At 53.8% G+C, this 16,167-nt stretch carries 10 protein-coding genes; 9 read left to right on the plus strand and 1 reads right to left on the minus strand.

Annotation, left to right across the window (positions count from 1 at the left end):
* Nucleotides 1–235 precede the first annotated feature (235 nt).
* The 9 genes from SIB88_RS06820 to SIB88_RS06860 all read left to right on the plus strand — a co-directional run bounded on the left by SIB88_RS06820 (nt 236) and on the right by SIB88_RS06860 (nt 14,585).
* Nucleotides 236–2,233, plus strand: a complete 1,998-nt coding sequence (locus SIB88_RS06820) for a methyl-accepting chemotaxis protein (protein ID WP_082817859.1) — start codon at nt 236–238, stop codon at nt 2,231–2,233.
* Nucleotides 2,234–2,572: 339 nt separating this feature from the next.
* The gene (locus SIB88_RS06825) at nt 2,573–4,534 is read left to right on the plus strand and encodes a methyl-accepting chemotaxis protein (RefSeq protein WP_101245728.1); all 1,962 of its coding nucleotides are present in this window, start codon (nt 2,573–2,575) and stop codon (nt 4,532–4,534) included.
* A 136-nt stretch (nt 4,535–4,670) separates the two neighbouring features.
* The gene (locus tag SIB88_RS06830) at nt 4,671–5,180 is read left to right on the plus strand and encodes a winged helix DNA-binding protein (protein ID WP_068519538.1); all 510 of its coding nucleotides are present in this window, start codon (nt 4,671–4,673) and stop codon (nt 5,178–5,180) included.
* A 399-nt stretch (nt 5,181–5,579) separates the two neighbouring features.
* On the plus strand, nt 5,580–6,554 hold the full coding sequence (locus tag SIB88_RS06835; RefSeq protein WP_068519539.1) for a TRAP transporter substrate-binding protein: 975 nt from the start codon (nt 5,580–5,582) through the stop codon (nt 6,552–6,554).
* 133 nt (nt 6,555–6,687) lie between these two features.
* Entirely contained in the window at nt 6,688–7,200 is a 513-nt protein-coding gene (locus tag SIB88_RS06840; RefSeq protein ID WP_068519540.1) for a TRAP transporter small permease, read from the plus strand.
* Between the two features lie 9 nt (nt 7,201–7,209).
* On the plus strand, nt 7,210–8,511 hold the full coding sequence (locus SIB88_RS06845) for a TRAP transporter large permease (RefSeq protein WP_068519541.1): 1,302 nt from the start codon (nt 7,210–7,212) through the stop codon (nt 8,509–8,511).
* A 68-nt stretch (nt 8,512–8,579) separates the two neighbouring features.
* Nucleotides 8,580–12,221 carry a hydantoinase B/oxoprolinase family protein gene (locus SIB88_RS06850; protein ID WP_412557697.1) on the plus strand — a complete coding sequence of 1,214 codons (3,642 nt, stop codon included), beginning with the start codon at nt 8,580–8,582 and terminating at the stop codon, nt 12,219–12,221.
* A gap of 306 nt (nt 12,222–12,527) precedes the next feature.
* Nucleotides 12,528–14,204, plus strand: coding sequence for an FMN-binding glutamate synthase family protein (locus SIB88_RS06855; protein ID WP_412557698.1), 1,677 nt, complete (start codon nt 12,528–12,530; stop codon nt 14,202–14,204).
* Between the two features lie 24 nt (nt 14,205–14,228).
* The gene (locus SIB88_RS06860) at nt 14,229–14,585 is read left to right on the plus strand and encodes a VOC family protein (protein ID WP_412557699.1); all 357 of its coding nucleotides are present in this window, start codon (nt 14,229–14,231) and stop codon (nt 14,583–14,585) included.
* A 51-nt stretch (nt 14,586–14,636) separates the two neighbouring features.
* On the opposite strand, the gene SIB88_RS06865 is transcribed toward SIB88_RS06860, so the two are convergent.
* Nucleotides 14,637–16,160 carry a hypothetical protein gene (locus tag SIB88_RS06865; protein ID WP_412557700.1) on the minus strand — a complete coding sequence of 508 codons (1,524 nt, stop codon included), beginning with the start codon at nt 16,158–16,160 and terminating at the stop codon, nt 14,637–14,639.
* Between the last annotated feature and the right edge of the window lie 7 nt (nt 16,161–16,167).

Genomic DNA, 16,167 nt, shown 5'->3' on the forward strand with positions numbered 1-16,167 from the left:
GAATGCGGCACGGTGGTATTCGTCCGGCAAGATTACCATCTTTCCAGAACAACCAACATAGTTCGCAGAGCGCGGAAATAAATGGCGAATTGGCTTTATTTCCGACTGAGCACACCCGGTTTCACCCGTCGGTCTATACTTAAGTGTTTATTGATCTACTTTGGGTGGGGTGTTTCTATGACAGCCGTGTAACAAGAACAATAACGCACATGGACTGGATTTTAGGGGGTGAAACATGTCTTTCTTGTCGCGTATGAAGCTTGTCTATCAGATTTCACTGATAAGTATTGTCGCACTGGTCATTTTTGCTGTTGTCGGAACGACCCAGTTTGTCGCAGATCAGCAACGGCAGTCCGCACAGGAAATTGCCAAGGCCGCGACCGCCGATCAGCTTGTGGTGGACGGAATTTCGCGGGAATTCCTTAATGCCCGACGCCATGAAAAGGATTTTGTTCTTCGTAAAAGCGAAGAATATATTACCTCTCATAGCGAGGCGGCGGCTTCGGTGCGTAGCGGGCTTGAAGAACTTGCCGGGCGCAAGGAAATCGGTGAACTGATCGGACAGGTGGATCAGGCAAGAGCCGCCTTTGAAGACTATGTCAGCGAATTTGCCAATGTGGTCGAACTGCAACGCAAGGTCGGGCTTGATGCCAGTTCGGGCCTGCTTGGTGAAATGCGCGAAGCTGCCTCCGAAGTGGAAACCGCGCTTGGCAAGATTGCCCAGCTTGAAGCAATGCTGGGACTTTCCAACACCAAGGATATTTCAATTGCGGTTCTTAAGATGCGTCGCGATGAAAAGGATTTCCTGGCCACCCTTGATCCTGTCTATGTCAGCAATGTGGATGCCACAGCCAAGGAATTTGACGCGGCCCTGCAAAAGGCAGGTAGCATTCAGGACGAAAAAAAGGCCGAACTGGCCAAGCTGATGACATCCTATATCGCGGACTTCAAGGCGCTGGCAGATGCCGTTCTTGCCCGCGAGGAATCGCTTGCGCAACTTAGTGTCTATTACAGTGCGGTCGAGCCGGTTCTGGTGGAACTCAGCAATTCCATCGGCGAGGTCGCCGAGCGAATGCAGATGCAGGCCGAAGAAATCGCCCATACCGGCGTTCAGGTTACCTTTGCAATCTTTATCGCCGGTGCGCTGGTGCTGATTTTGTTATCGATCATTCTGGCGCGTGCGATCGTGCGCGCGATTACCGGTCTGACAGGCAAAATGGCCCGTTTGGCCAGGAATGACTTTGACGTCAAACTTGAAGAAGCAGATCGCAAAGACGAGATCGGCGAAATGGGACGGTCGGTTGTGGTGTTTCGTGAAAACGGACTGGAACGCCAGAAACTCGAAGCCCAGCAGCGCGAACTGGATGAAAAGCAGCGCAAACGCATCGAAAGCCAGGAAAAGCACATTCGCGAATTTGACAATGATGTTGTCGCCATGATGAGCGAGGTGGGAACCGCCGTGCAGCAGCTCCATGCGGTATCGGAAACCCTGCGCAGCAGTGCGGCCACGGCCAATGAGCAATCAACAACCGTTTCGGCCGGAACCGAAGAAGCATCGTCAAATGTCCAGCTGGTTGCGACCGCGGCAACCGAACTTTCGGCATCGATACATGAAATTGCCGGGCAGGTCAGTGATACATCGCAAATGGCAATATCGGCCAGCCAGCGCGCGCAGACAACCAACGAGGATATCCAAGGACTTAATGCCGCCGCCGTACGCATTGGCGAGGTGATCGGTCTGATCAACGATATTGCGGGACAGACCAATTTGCTTGCGCTGAACGCAACGATTGAAGCCGCCCGGGCGGGCGAAGCGGGCAAGGGATTTGCCGTGGTCGCAAGCGAGGTCAAAAACCTTGCCAATCAGACGGCAAAGGCCACCGAAGACATCACATTGCAGATCAATGAAATCCAGCAGGCAACGCTTTCGGCCGTTGAGGCAATTGACGAAATCGTGCGCATGATCACCGATATCAGCGAACGTGCATCAGCTGTTGCTGCTGCTGTTGAACAGCAAACCGTTGCCACCAGCGAGATTTCGCAGAATGTCGAACAGGCCGCTTCGGCGACCAGTGAAATTTCATCGGCAATGCAAGGCGTGTCATCGGCGGTTGCCGGCACCACAGAGGCCGCAAGTGACGTGCGCGGTTCGGCCGACAACCTTGGTCGTCAAAGTGACAGTTTGAGTGAACGGATTGATCAGTTTCTTGCGCGGATGCGGGCTGTCAGTTGATCGGTCATCAGGATACCTGAATTCACAATTCTATCCGAAAGGAGGGGGAAGATTCGTCTTCCCCCTTGTTTTGTTTGTGGGCGGTGCAAATGTATTTCGGTATCGCGCATGCGAGCACGGATGCGAATTTCGTTTCGCGTCAACGCGCTGACATCGGTGTCGAAAACGGGTACTTGTCACAAAACTGTAACAATTCCCTTCTGATAAACCAGCCACCGCATCCCAACCTAAAAGGTTTGGGGCGACCGGATGTTCGTGCAGTGCCGTTGTAGGTTGGCTTGTGCCTGTCATGTCGCGTCTCACACTTTTGGACAGGTCCGGTAAGGCTTGGGGGTTTAGATGAATTTCCTTTCACGCATGAAGCTTCTTTATCAGATTTCGCTGATCGGGGCGGTGGCGCTTGTGATCTTTGTGGTTGTTGCAGCGGTACAGTTCGTTGCCGACCAACAGCGCCAGTCAGCGCAAATGGCAGCGCAGGAAGCATTTGATGATCGGTTGATTGCCGATGAAATATCGCGCGATTTCTTGCATGCCCGTCGGCGTGAAAAGGACTTTCTTCTAAGGCTCGATGAAAAATACGTCACCCAGCATGCCGAAGTCGTCGAACGTGTAAGTTCGGGGCTGGCAACGCTTGAAGCTGACCCGGAACTGGCGGAATCTGCTGCTGAAATCGCGCAGATCAAGGAAGCCTTTGCAAACTATGCTGCGGAATTCAAAACCATCGTTGCCCTGCAACGTGAAATCGGTCTGGACGAAGAAGGCGGCCTTTTGGGCCGTTTGCGTGGTTCGGTCCACAATGTCGAAGAAGCGCTTGCGAAATACAAGGCAGACAATCTGACCGTCATCATGTTGATGATGCGTCGCCATGAAAAAGACTTCCTGGCCCGTATCGATGAAAAATATGTCGATCGTATTGATCAGCGTTTGGCCGAATTCGGACCGGCACTGGCGGCATCCGACATTCCGGCTGCGGAAAAGGCCAATATCACAAAGTTGATGAATTCCTATGTTGCGGACTTCAAGGCGCTGGCAGGAAAGATCCTGCAACGAAATGCCGAACTGGGATTGTTGTCGGATTATTACGCACAGGCCGAACCGGTGCTTGAAGCGCTTAGCGCATCCATTGCCGAAACCGCCGCACTGGAAAAACAAAAAGCTGAACAGATCGCCAAAACCAGCCTGACCATCACGGTTGCGATGTATGTGATCGGGGTGATTGCGCTTCTGGGGCTTTCTGTTCTGTTGTCGCGCGCGATTGTCCGTGCGATCGGCGGATTGACCAACAAGATGACCCGTCTGGCTGAAAACGACTTTGACGTTGATATCAACGAGGTCAATCGTGCCGATGAAATTGGTGAAATGGGCCGTGCGGTTCTGATTTTTCGTGAAAACGGGATCGAGCGTGTCAAACTTGAAGCGGCCCAAAAAGCCGATGACGAGCGCCGCCGCAAACGCATGGAAACCCAGGAACAGTATATTCAGGAATTCGATCAGGCAGTTGTCGCCGTGATGGCCGACGTTGCTGTTGCTGTCAAACAGCTTCATCAGGTGTCAAACGTTCTGCGCAGCAGTGCAGACACAGCCGCCGACCAGTCGATGGCCGTTTCATCCGGCGCAGAAGAGGCGTCATCAAATGTGCAGCTGGTGGCAACGGCTGCGACCGAACTTGCCGCATCCATTAACGAGATTTCCGGTCAGGTGACCGAAACATCGTCCATGGCCCAATCGGCGACCGAACGGGCTCGGTCAACCAATGACAATATTCAGGGGCTGAATGATTCCGCGATCAAGATTGGCGAAGTCATCGGGTTGATCAGTGATATTGCCGGTCAGACCAATCTGTTGGCCCTTAACGCCACGATCGAGGCTGCTCGTGCCGGTGACGCCGGCAAAGGCTTTGCCGTGGTCGCAAGCGAGGTCAAAAACCTCGCCAACCAGACCGCCAAGGCGACCGAGGATATCACCATCCAGATCAATGATATCCAGCAGGCGACCGGCATTGCTGTCAGTGCGATTGATGAAATCGTGACCATGATTGCCGAAATCAGTGAACGGGCTGCCGCCGTCGCCGCTGCGGTGGAACAGCAAACCGTCGCCACCAGCGAGATTTCGCAAAATGTCGAACAGGCAGCCGCTGGGACCGAGGAAATTTCATCGGCGATGCAAGGTGTGTCTGCTGCTGTTGGTGAAACCAACAGTGCCGCAACCGAAGTCCATCATTCAGCGGACAATCTTGGCCGTCAAAGCGGGGACCTTCGGGCCCAGATTGACGGTTTCCTGGAACGGATGCGCTCACTTTAATGACGAAATGTCGATAACAAACAGTAGCCGGGTCTTTACCCGGCTGCTTTTATTGCGATAAAATCCCGACAAACTTGTGGCATTTTACAGAAATAGACCGCAATAACAGTATAGGTACGAAAGCAGGAAATGTCGGATGGCTGATAAACCACGTATTGTTTCATCGTCGCATCTTGTATCGGAACGCGCCGCAGAACTCTCGGAGCTTGAATTCGCGCTGATCCTTTCAGGCAACGCATTCAACCGCTGGATGGTTCGATGCATGCGCGCGGCCGGGATGCCGGATGTATCGGTTCTCGACATTCTTGTTCTGCACAATGTCAATTCGCGCGAACGCGAAAAAAGCCTTTCGGAAGTGTGCTTTGTGCTCAATGTCGAAGACAGCCATCTTGTGAATTACTCGCTTAAAAAGCTTCGCAAGCTTGGCCTTGTCGAAGGTGTGAAGCGCGGCAAGGAAGTCCATTACGGTACGACCGCCGACGGGCGCGCCATGTGTGAAAAATACCGCGAAGTCCGCGAAGCCTGTCTTGTCGAAACGTTCCAGCGCCTTGGTGTGAATAGCCAGGAAGTCGGCGATGTTGCCAAGACGCTCCGCGCCATTTCCGGTGTCTATGATCAGGCATCGCGCGCAGCAAGTGCGATGTAATCCCGAACTGCACATCGGGGCATGCATGCGCGAATGCATGTTGTTCCAGTGCTTCCGGCCAATGTGTTTCTGACTAATGTGTTTCTGATCAACATGCTTTTGATCAATGGAATCCAGCAGGCGGTGGTCCCCACGGGGACGCCGCCTGTCTTTGTTTGATCCGTCCGGATCCGTTTTTCGCGCGGCCGAAGATGTGATGTTGTTCGGCGCAATCATACGTTTCCCAACGGTTTGACCACCGATGTGGGGTCGGGCAAAGGCCGGGCGTTGCAGATTTTGCATGGTAGTTATGAAATTACATTGACAATTTGTCAGTAAAATGTGATCAAGATGTCGGGTGATTAATTTGGAGTCTCTGTTATCCTGACTCCACGCCTCAACACACAGGGAGACTTATCAATGCTGAAAAAAGCACTTTCGACGGTTGCTGTTGCTGCCATCACCATGTCGGCCGGTTTGGCGGCTGCGGCAGAAAAATGGGATATGGCAACGCCGTACCCGGATGCGACCTTCCACACCCAGAATATTATCGAATTTGCCAAGGACGTGAATGACGCGTCGGGTGGTGAACTGACCATCACCGTTCATTCCGGTGGTTCGCTTTTCAAACATGCAGACATCAAGCGTTCGGTTCAGCGCGGTCTGGTTCCGATCGGCGAAACCCTGATTTCGCTGCTGGCCAACGAAAACCCGATCTACACCGTTGATGCGATCCCGTTCCTTGCAACGTCCTATGACGATGCGAAAAAGCTTTGGGAAGTCTCGCGTGCCGGTATCGAAGCGGCACTGGAAAAAGACGGCCTTAAAGTTCTCTATGCGGTTCCGTGGCCGGCACAGGGTCTTTATACCGCAAACCCGGTGAACAAGGTCGAAGACCTCGAAGGTGTTAAATTCCGCGCTTACAACTCGACCACTTCGCAGCTTGCCGATCTGACCGGCATGGTTGCCACCCAGGTTGAAGTTCCGGAAATCCCGACTGCATTTGCAACCGGCATTGTTGAAGCAATGATCACCTCGCCGTCGACCGGTGCCAACTCCAAGGCATGGGACTTCGTTTCGAACTTCTATGACGTTCAGGCATGGCTTCCGAAAAACATGGTCGTCGTGAATGCAAAGTCGTTCGACCGTCTGCCGGCTGAAACCCAGAAAGCCGTTCTTGACGCTGCTGCCAAAGCCGAGACCCGCGGTTGGGAAATGAGCATGGCCGAAGCTGACGAGAAGAAAAAAGTTCTGGCTGACAACGGCATGAACGTTGCTGCGCCGAGCGATGAACTGAAGGCCGGTCTGGCCAAAGCCGGTGAAACCATGGTTTCCGAGTGGCTTGAAAAAACCGGCGATGAAGGTGCTGCCATCATCGACGCCTTCAAGAACTAAGGTTCTTTCGTCTTTCGGGATCGGGCAGACGTCGTCCTCTGTCCGGTCCCGGACAAACCCCACAATTTGATGTTACTGTTCTTAGGGAACAATCAATCAGCATCGCGACATCGCGGGCGGAAAGGGGACTGCTGTGCGCAGATCACTAAATTACTTATTCAAGTTCAGTGCCGGGCTGGCCGCAGTTTTTATGGTCGCGATCGCACTTCTTATTCTGGCGCAATCGCTTGGCCGTCTGGTTGGAATTGCGGTGCATGACGCCAACGAGCTGGCCGGTTTCTGTTTGGCGGCGGGAACGTTCCTGGCACTTGGTCCGGCATTGCGCGCCGGGACCCATATCCGGGTCATGATCATATTGTCCCATCTTCAGGGCGGGCTGCGCCGCGTGATCGAAAGCATCACGCTTCTGGCGGCAACTTTCCTTGGCGGATATTTCGCCTGGTGGATGGCGGTTCTTGCCGAAGAAAGCTTTTCCTATGGCGATACGTCGCCCGGTGTTCTTGCCTTTCCGCTTTGGATCCCACAGGCCGCAATGGCCTTTGGCCTGATCGTCTTTACCATCGGCATGATCGAAGCACTGGTTGATACCGTTGCCGGTCGTCAGGCTGCCTTCGCTGCTGGCGAAGCAAACGAATTGAACGAATAGGGGACGGTCGTGGAAGTACTTGAAATTGGCCTGATCCTGATGGGGTTGTTGTTCCTGTTCCTTGGGGCAGGATTGTGGGTTGCCCTGTCACTGTTTGCCATCGGCGTTTTCGCACTTGATTTCTTTACCAGTGCCCAGACCGGCCCGATCATCGCAACGACTGCTTGGTCAAGCCTGGCGACATGGTCGCTGGCCCCGCTGCCGCTGTTTATCTGGATGGGGGAAATCCTGTTCCGGTCGCGCTTGTCAGAAGACATGTTTACCGGTCTTGCCCCCTGGCTCAATAAACTCCCGGGGCGTCTGTTGCATGTGAATGTTCTGGGCTGTGGCATCTTTGCTGCGGTGTCGGGATCGTCTGCGGCGACCGCTGCGACCATCGGGCGCATGTCGATCCCCGAATTGCGCAAGCAGGGCTATGCCGACAAGCTGATCCTTGGCACGCTGGCCGGGTCGGGGACGCTGGGGCTTTTGATCCCGCCATCGATCATTCTGATTGTCTATGGCGTGTCTGCCGAACTGTCGATTGCGCGTCTGTTCATTGCCGGTGTTTTGCCTGGTGTCATGCTGATCATTTTGTTCATGAGCTTCGTTGGCATCTGGGCCACGGTGAACAAGGACAAAATGCCCCCGGCAGAACCAAGCATTCCGTTTGGCGAAAAAGTCCGCGCTTCAGGTCGCCTGATCCCGGTGATTGCCCTGATCTCGGCTGTAATCGGATCAATCTATGGCGGTGTTGCCACCCCGACCGAAGCCGCGGCATTCGGAGTTGTCGGTGCGCTGATCCTGTCGCGACTAAGCGGTTCCTTGACCAAGGAAAGCCTGATTGACGGGATCATGGGGGCGACCCGCACATCCTGCATGATCTGCTTTATCCTGGCAGGGGCGGCTGTTCTGACCGTGGCCATGGGCTTTACCGGGATCCCGCGTGAACTTGCGGCCTGGATTGCGCAGATGGATCTGTCGCCCTATGCGCTTTTGGCGGCACTCACCGTGTTCTTCATTGTTCTTGGTTGCTTCCTTGACGGGATTTCGGTGGTGGTTCTGACCACCTCGGTCATCCTGCCGATGGTTCAGGCCGCCGGGATCGATTTGTTGTGGTTTGGTATCTATGTGGTGCTGGTGGTCGAAATGTCGCAGATCACCCCGCCCGTGGGTTTCAACTTGTTCGTTTTGCAAGGCCTGACAGGCAAGAACCTGTTTGCCATTGCGCTGGCTGCTTTGCCGTTCTTCTTCCTGCTGTTGCTTGCTGTTTTGCTGATTACCGTATTCCCGGAAATCGCAACATGGCTGCCCCAGCAAATGAACGGCTGACCGGCCTTTTGAATATCTGATCGTTCGCACAGAATTTTATGACTACAGATGCCCAAGGAGTAAGCATCATGGCTTCTCACGACCAAAATTCCCCCGCTTCGCAGACATCGGGACAGCCGAAATGGCAGTTCTGGATCGATCGCGGCGGTACCTTTACCGACATCGTGGCGCGTAAGCCGGACGGATCGCTTGTTACCCACAAGCTGCTTTCGGAAAACCCGGAACGTTATCGCGATGCCGCCATTCAGGGCATTCGTGAACTGCTTGAAGTCCCCGCTGGCGAGAAAATCCCGGCCGAGAAAATCGAAGCCGTCAAGATGGGCACCACGGTTGCGACCAACGCCCTTCTTGAACGTAAAGGCGACCGCACGGTTCTGGTCACCACCAAGGGCTTCCGCGATGCGCTGCGCCTTGCCTATCAGAACCGCCCGCGTCTGTTTGATCGCAATATCAAACTGCCCGAAACCCTTTATGAAAGTGTGATCGAGGCCGATGGTCGTTTCGACGCCCAGGGGACGGAACTGACCCCGCTTGATCGCGACAATCTGCGCAAGGACCTTCAGGCAGCATTTGATTCCGGCATTCGTGCCTGTGCCATCGTCTTCATGCATGGGTATCGTTACACCGCCCATGAAAATGCGGCGGCCGAAATCGCCCGTGAAGTCGGCTTTACCCAGGTTTCGGTCAGTCACGAAGTCAGCCCGCTGATGAAGCTGGTATCGCGTGGTGACACCACGGTTGTTGATGCCTATCTGTCGCCGATCCTGCGTCGTTATGTCGATCAGGTGGCATCCGAACTGGGCGGCGTGAAACTGATGTTCATGCAGTCCAACGGTGGCCTGACCGATGCCGCCAAGTTCCAGGGCAAGGACGCAATCCTGTCCGGTCCGGCGGGCGGTGTTGTCGGCATGGTTCGTACGGCTGAAATGGATGGCTTCAAACAGGTCATCGGTTTCGATATGGGCGGCACGTCGACCGACGTTTCGCATTATGACGGCGAATATGAACGCGATTTCGAAACCCAGGTTGCCGGTGTGCGCATGCGTGCGCCGATGATGAAAATCCACACGGTTGCGGCCGGTGGCGGTTCGATCCTGCATTTCGATGGCGCACGTTTCCGTGTTGGCCCCGACAGTGCCGGTGCAAACCCGGGCCCGGCGGCCTATCGCCGTGGCGGTCCGCTTGCGGTGACCGATATCAACGTCATGTTGGGCAAGGTTCAGCCGGACTTCTTCCCCAATGTCTTTGGCCCCGAAGGCAACGAGCCGCTTGATGCCGATGCGGTACGCAGCGGTTTCGAAGCCATGGCTGCCAAGATCAAGGAAAGCACCGGTCAGGTCAGAACGCCCGAAGAAGTCGCCGAAGGCTTCCTGCGTATTGCCGTTGAAAACATGGCAAACGCGATCAAACAGATTTCGGTGCAGCGCGGCTATGACGTAACTGATTATATCCTGCAATGCTTTGGCGGTGCCGGTGGGCAGCATGCTTGCCAGGTGGCCGATACCCTTGGCATGATCAAGGTCTTTGTTCATCCGTTCGCCGGTGTTCTGTCGGCTTATGGTATGGGTCTTGCCGATATTCGTGCGATGCGCGAACAGGCGGTCGAGGCGAAGCTTGCCTCTGATGCGCTTTCCGGTCTGGATGAACAGCTTGATGCCTTGGCCGTTGATGCCCGTGCGGAACTGCATGAACAGGGTATTGGCGATGCCAAGATCACGATGCTGAAAAAGCTGCATCTGCGCTATGACGGCACCGACACCCCGCTGATCGTTGATTTCGGTGATGTCGATAGCATCAAGGCCCAGTTCGAAGAACAGCACAAACAGCGCTATGGCTTTGTCATGGACGAGAAACCGCTGGTCGTCGAAGCTGTCGCGGTTGAGGCCATCGGTGAAACCCAAAGCCTTCCGGATGCCGAAGCCGAAGCAACCAACGACAATGTCGCGATCACAGCCCTTGCGACCCGTCCGGTGGTATTTGATGGTAAAACCGAAGATACCCCGTTCTACAAACGTGAAGACCTCAAACCGGGGGCGACCGTGCGCGGTCCGGCCGTGATTGTGGAGCCGGTTGGCACCACCGTGATTGATCCGGGCTGGGAAGCCAAGGTCAATGGCCGTGACCATCTGGTTCTGACCCGTGTGGTTGCCATGAAGCGGTCTGAAGCCATTGGCACCCAGGCCGATCCGGTGATGCTCGAAGTCTTCAACAACCTGTTCATGAATATTGCCGAACAGATGGGTGTTACCCTTGCCAACACCTCGTACTCGGTGAATATCAAGGAACGTCTGGACTTCTCATGCGCCCTGTTTGATCAGGAAGGCCAACTGATCGCCAACGCACCGCATATGCCGGTCCATCTTGGATCGATGGGTGAGTCGGTTCAGGCTGTTATGCGTAACAATGTCGGCACCATGAAGCCGGGCGATGTCTATATGCTGAACGACCCGTATAACGGCGGGACGCATTTGCCGGACATCACCCTGATCACGCCGGTCTTTAGCGATGATGGCAAGGACATCCTGTTCTATGTCGCATCGCGTGGTCACCATGCCGATGTTGGTGGCATTACCCCGGGGTCGATGGCGCCGAATTCACGCATTCTCGAAGAAGAAGGCGTTCTGATCGACAACTTCAAACTGGTTGATCAGGGCAAATTTGACGAAGCCGGCCTGACCGCACTTCTCGAAGGGGCAAAATACCCGGCCCGTAACCCGTATCAGAACATCGCCGATCTGCGCGCACAGATCGCCGCCAACGAAAAAGGCGTGCAGGAACTGCGCAAGATGGTCGATCACTTTGGCCTTGATGTTGTTCATGCCTATATGGGCCATGTTCAGGACAATGCCGAAGAAAGCGTTCGTCGCGTGATTGATGTTCTCAAGGATGGCGAGTTTTCCTATGAAATGGACAATGGTGCGGTCGTTAAGGCCAAGGTCACCATCCATAAGGAAACCCGTTCGGCGACGGTCGATTTCACCGGCACGTCCGATCAGCTTGATAACAACTTCAACGCCCCGTCGGCTGTGACCCGTGCAGCGGTTCTTTATGTCTTCAGAACGCTTGTTGATGATGACATTCCGCTCAATGCCGGGTGCCTGAAGCCGGTCAATCTGATCGTGCCCGAAGGATCGATGCTCAATCCGCGTTATCCGGCCGCCGTTGTTGCCGGTAACGTTGAAACGTCCCAGCATGTCACCGATACCCTTTATGCCGCCCTTGGTGTCATGTCGGGTGCACAGGGGACCATGAACAACTTCACCTGGGGCAATGATACGCATCAGTATTATGAAACCATCTGTGGCGGTTCGGGTGCCGGTCCTGATTTTGACGGCACCAGCGGTGTTCATACCCATATGACCAACTCGCGCCTGACCGATCCGGAAGTTCTTGAATGGCGCTTCCCGGTCATGCTCGAAAGCTTTGAAATCCGCAAAGGGTCGGGCGGTAACGGTAAGTTCAAGGGCGGCGATGGCACGACCCGTCGTGTCCGCTTCCTCGAAGACATGACCGCATCGATCCTGTCCAACCACCGTCGCGTGCCCAACCAGGCCGTTGCCGGTGGCGAACCGGGCAAACTTGGTCGCAACGCCATCGAACGTGTCGACGGTACCGTGATCGAGCTGAAAGGCACCGACGGGGCAGAAATGCATCCGGGTGATGTTTTCATCATCGAAACCCCGGGCGGTGGTGGTTACGGCAAGGCCTAAGGGTTCTTGCCAACCCCATCTTCCGGTTTGACCAGAAACACCGGTTTTCCCCCAAACCTTCGGTGTTTCTGGTCCGGGGTTTTAACCCCGGCCTCCCTGTTGAACTTCCTGCCGCCCCTGAGTTTCCTCACGGGCGGCTTTTTCTTGATGTTGGCAATATCGTCCCTACATGCATGAGGGGACACTTCATTAAAAATCAACGACATTGCCATAGGCTTCACTCAAGGATCGGGTTGCCAAAGCTTGCCCGCACAGGCTGCAATCGCGATCCATCAGGTCGACCTGAACAGACAGGATGAGAGCACCGTGAAATTCTTTATTTTGAACCAGCGCTATTTCGTCATTACAAGCGTTGCGCTTCTGACCGTCATTTCCGTGATTTGTGCCGGCGTGATCGATAGCTGGTTCTGGGTGCCGGCGGTGGTGTTCGGTCTGTTGCTTCTGGTCGGCATTCATGATCTTCATCAGACCAAGCATTCCATCCTGCGCAACTATCCGATCAGTGCGCATATCCGCTTCATCCTTGAAAGCTTCCGCCCTGAAATCCGCCAGTATCTTCTGGAAAGCGATCAGGACGAAATCCCGTTCAGCCGTCAGGCCCGCGGCCTTGTCTATCAGCGCGCCAAGGGTGTCGAAGACAAACGCCCGTTTGGTACGATCGAGGATGTCTATAAATCGGGTTATTCCTGGATCACGCATTCGGTGGCGCCAAAACACATCACCGATACCAATTTCCGGGTTCGGGTTGGCGGGCCACATTGCAAGCAACCCTATGATTGCAGCTTGTATAATATCTCGGCCATGAGCTTTGGCGCGCTTTCGGGCAATGCGATCCTGGCGCTGAACAAGGGGGCGAAAAAGGGCGGCTTTGCCCATGATACCGGCGAAGGCAGCATTTCGCGCTATCACCGCGAAGGCGGTGGTGATCTGATTTATCAGGTGGCGTCGGGCTATTTCGGGGCACGCAATGAAGACGGCACATTTTCCGAGGAAAAATTCGCCGAAACCGCCGCCGACCCGCAAGTCAAAATGATCGAGTTGAAACTCAGCCAAGGCGCAAAACCCGGTCATGGCGGCATGTTGCCCGCCGCCAAAATCACCAAGGAAATTGCCGATGCCCGTGGCATTCCGATGGGACAGGATTGTGTATCTCCCTCGGCCCACAGTGCCTTTTCAACGCCGATCGGCCTGATGGAATTCATTGGTCGCTTGCGTGATCTTTCCGGCGGCAAGCCGGTCGGGTTCAAGTTGTGTATCGGCCATCGTCGCGAATTCATGTCGATCATCAAGGCAATGCTTGAAACCGGCATCACGCCCGACTTCATCGTGGTCGATGGCAAGGAAGGTGGCACCGGTGCCGCCCCGGTCGAATTTGCCAACCGTGTCGGCATGCCGATGCAGGAAGGGCTTACGTTCGTTCACAATGCGCTGCGCGGGGCGGGGCTGCGTGATCAGATCAAGATCGGGGCCGCGGGCAAAATCATCTCGGCCTTTGATATTGCGCGAACCCTGGCACTTGGGGCGGACTGGTGCAATGCCGCACGCGGTTTCATGTTTGCGCTTGGCTGTATTCAGGCGCAAAGCTGTCACACCAACTGCTGCCCGGTCGGCATCGCGACACAGGATAAAATCCGTCAACGCGCTTTGGAACCGGGTGATAAAAGTGAACGCGTCGCACGGTTCCACAAAAATACCATGCATGCGCTGGCTGAAATCACCGGTGCAGCTGGCCTGACCGATCCGCGCAATTTCATGCCCTATCACTTCATGGTCCGCCAGAAGGACAACGAATTCATCGATGGCAACGAAGCCTATCCTTACCTGCCCGAAGGTTTCCTTCTGGCAGATAAAGAGATCGAGGAGCTTCATGAATGGCATTCGCGCTGGGGTCGCGCATCGGCCGATACCTTCGCGCCCAAGGAAATCCCGTTTGGTCCCTATAAGCGCGCCAAGGCAATTGCCGGCGAAAAGGCCGCGCAATAGACGATATCAGGAGCCGCTAGCACCATGGCTGTTAAACGTATCGTTGCAAATTTTGCGGTGGATGACATCGCCAAGGCTGTCGCGTTTTATGAAGATATCCTTGGCCTTGATACCGTGATGGATCATGGCTGGATCAGAACCTTTGCCGTGGCGGGGCAAACCATGACAACCCAGGTAAATTTCGCCACCGAAGGCGGATCGGGAACCCCGGTGCCCGACATGTCGATCGAGGTCGATAACCTCGACGAAATCCTTGGCAAAATGACCGATGCCGGGATTACCATCGAATATGGCCCGACGGATGAGCCATGGGGTGTCAGGCGGTTTTATGTCCGCGACCCGTTTGGCAAACTGATCAATATCTTACAGCACAAACAATAAAAACACTCATGATAGCTGCGCTGGGCAGGTGTCTGGAAGAAACAGAGCTGCTTAATTGTTCTGGAGGAAGTACGTGAAGATCGGCAAGAAGGTTCCGCAAATTATCTTTAGCCGCTCTGGGGATAGATTTCCGAAGCCGCCATGTATGTTTTGATTTAACTCGAAAATTGTGCCGTCGTTATTAGCGTTTTCAAGTGAGCGTATAAGTTGTCTCGGCATTGTTATTCCAGAGCGTTTGTTTTGAATGCAGAACTTAATTAGCTCGTCGAGAGAAGGCTTATCAGAATGCCTCTGCTGCAACTGATCTTTTAATCCTGACTTCTTTACTTCTAGCAGAAGACCTTGCTCAAGGATCGCCCGAATCAAGAAGGAAATTGAAATGACCTGCGGGGGCTTCAGTTGGCTAATTCGTCTCGCTTCTGAGGCTAGTTGCTTCAAACGAGCGTCAGAAGTTGATGAGTATACCAACGTATTCAATAGTTGAGGGCGATCGTAGCGTGAACCATCGCCAGTCTCTTTTTCTTGCGGCGTGTTGTCTTGCTGAGAATCGGTGTTCGGATTTTCTGTTTCTTCGCCCACAGGTTCGATGTGCGAGCCTCCAGTGGAGATTACATTTTCTGCGCCATCAGCAGGCCTTAAGTTGAAGGAGAGGTTTGAGTTAACTGCAGGAGCTCTCCGAGGGAACCGCTCATTAAGGTAATCTCGTACCGCTGTGTTTCGCGTATACTTGTAATCTATGTTTAAGCGTTGCGAGATCAGTGTGTGTTGGACAATTCTTTTACAAACCTCGTCTTTGTCCGGAAAATCGTGGTTTATCTCACCCGCATCACTAAAAAGCACATGCCCAAAGTGTGAGTAAATTACATTGTTCGTTAGCACATAGAACATGATATCCAAGTCAACTGCGTCATCCCAAATTACGCTTCGCTCTTTGGTTGACCAAGTTAATGAGGATACGTAGGTGAAAACTCGACCAAAAGATTTCAGCTTGTAGAGGTTTCTAGTGCTAATCCCAAGATTGGATGCGAGAGCCTCGACATCATTTCCGAACCTCAACCTACTTTCTACATATCGGATTTTTTTTCGCGTATTCCATGAGAGCTTTCCGAATTCGTCAATATGAAGCTTAGCAATGATCTCGTCTGCAGTTTGTCGCGTGTCTGCGATACAGGCCTGCAGTTGTGAGATTGAAGAGCGCGTTTGGTCATCAATTTTCGGTATTTCGCTCTCATCGCCAGCCGCACCAATAAGATAAGGCTTACTAAGCAATTTGCAGGCGGCAACTCTTCTATTCCCTTCAACGACAATGTAATTGCCATCCTCAATTGGTATGCAGATTATACTCTCGTGAGGGTATAGGTTCTTATATTCGGCAATGTTGCGAGCTAGGCCTAATACATTTTCGTGTTCAACCAAGTAAGCTAGTGCTGCGACATCAGAGCTTTGGTTATATGGACCTAGCCTTGGGTTGTCAGAATCAAGGATAATGTTGTTCAGTGGAATTGATTTCGTTTCCCACTGCATATCAGAAAATGCCAACTGTCCCTCACCACCTGAAATAGTTAACCCAATCATTACATTC

Source organism: Thalassospira sp. MIT121401 (genome assembly GCF_047125595.1).
GTDB classification, from domain to species: Bacteria; Pseudomonadota; Alphaproteobacteria; order Rhodospirillales; family Thalassospiraceae; genus Thalassospira; species Thalassospira povalilytica.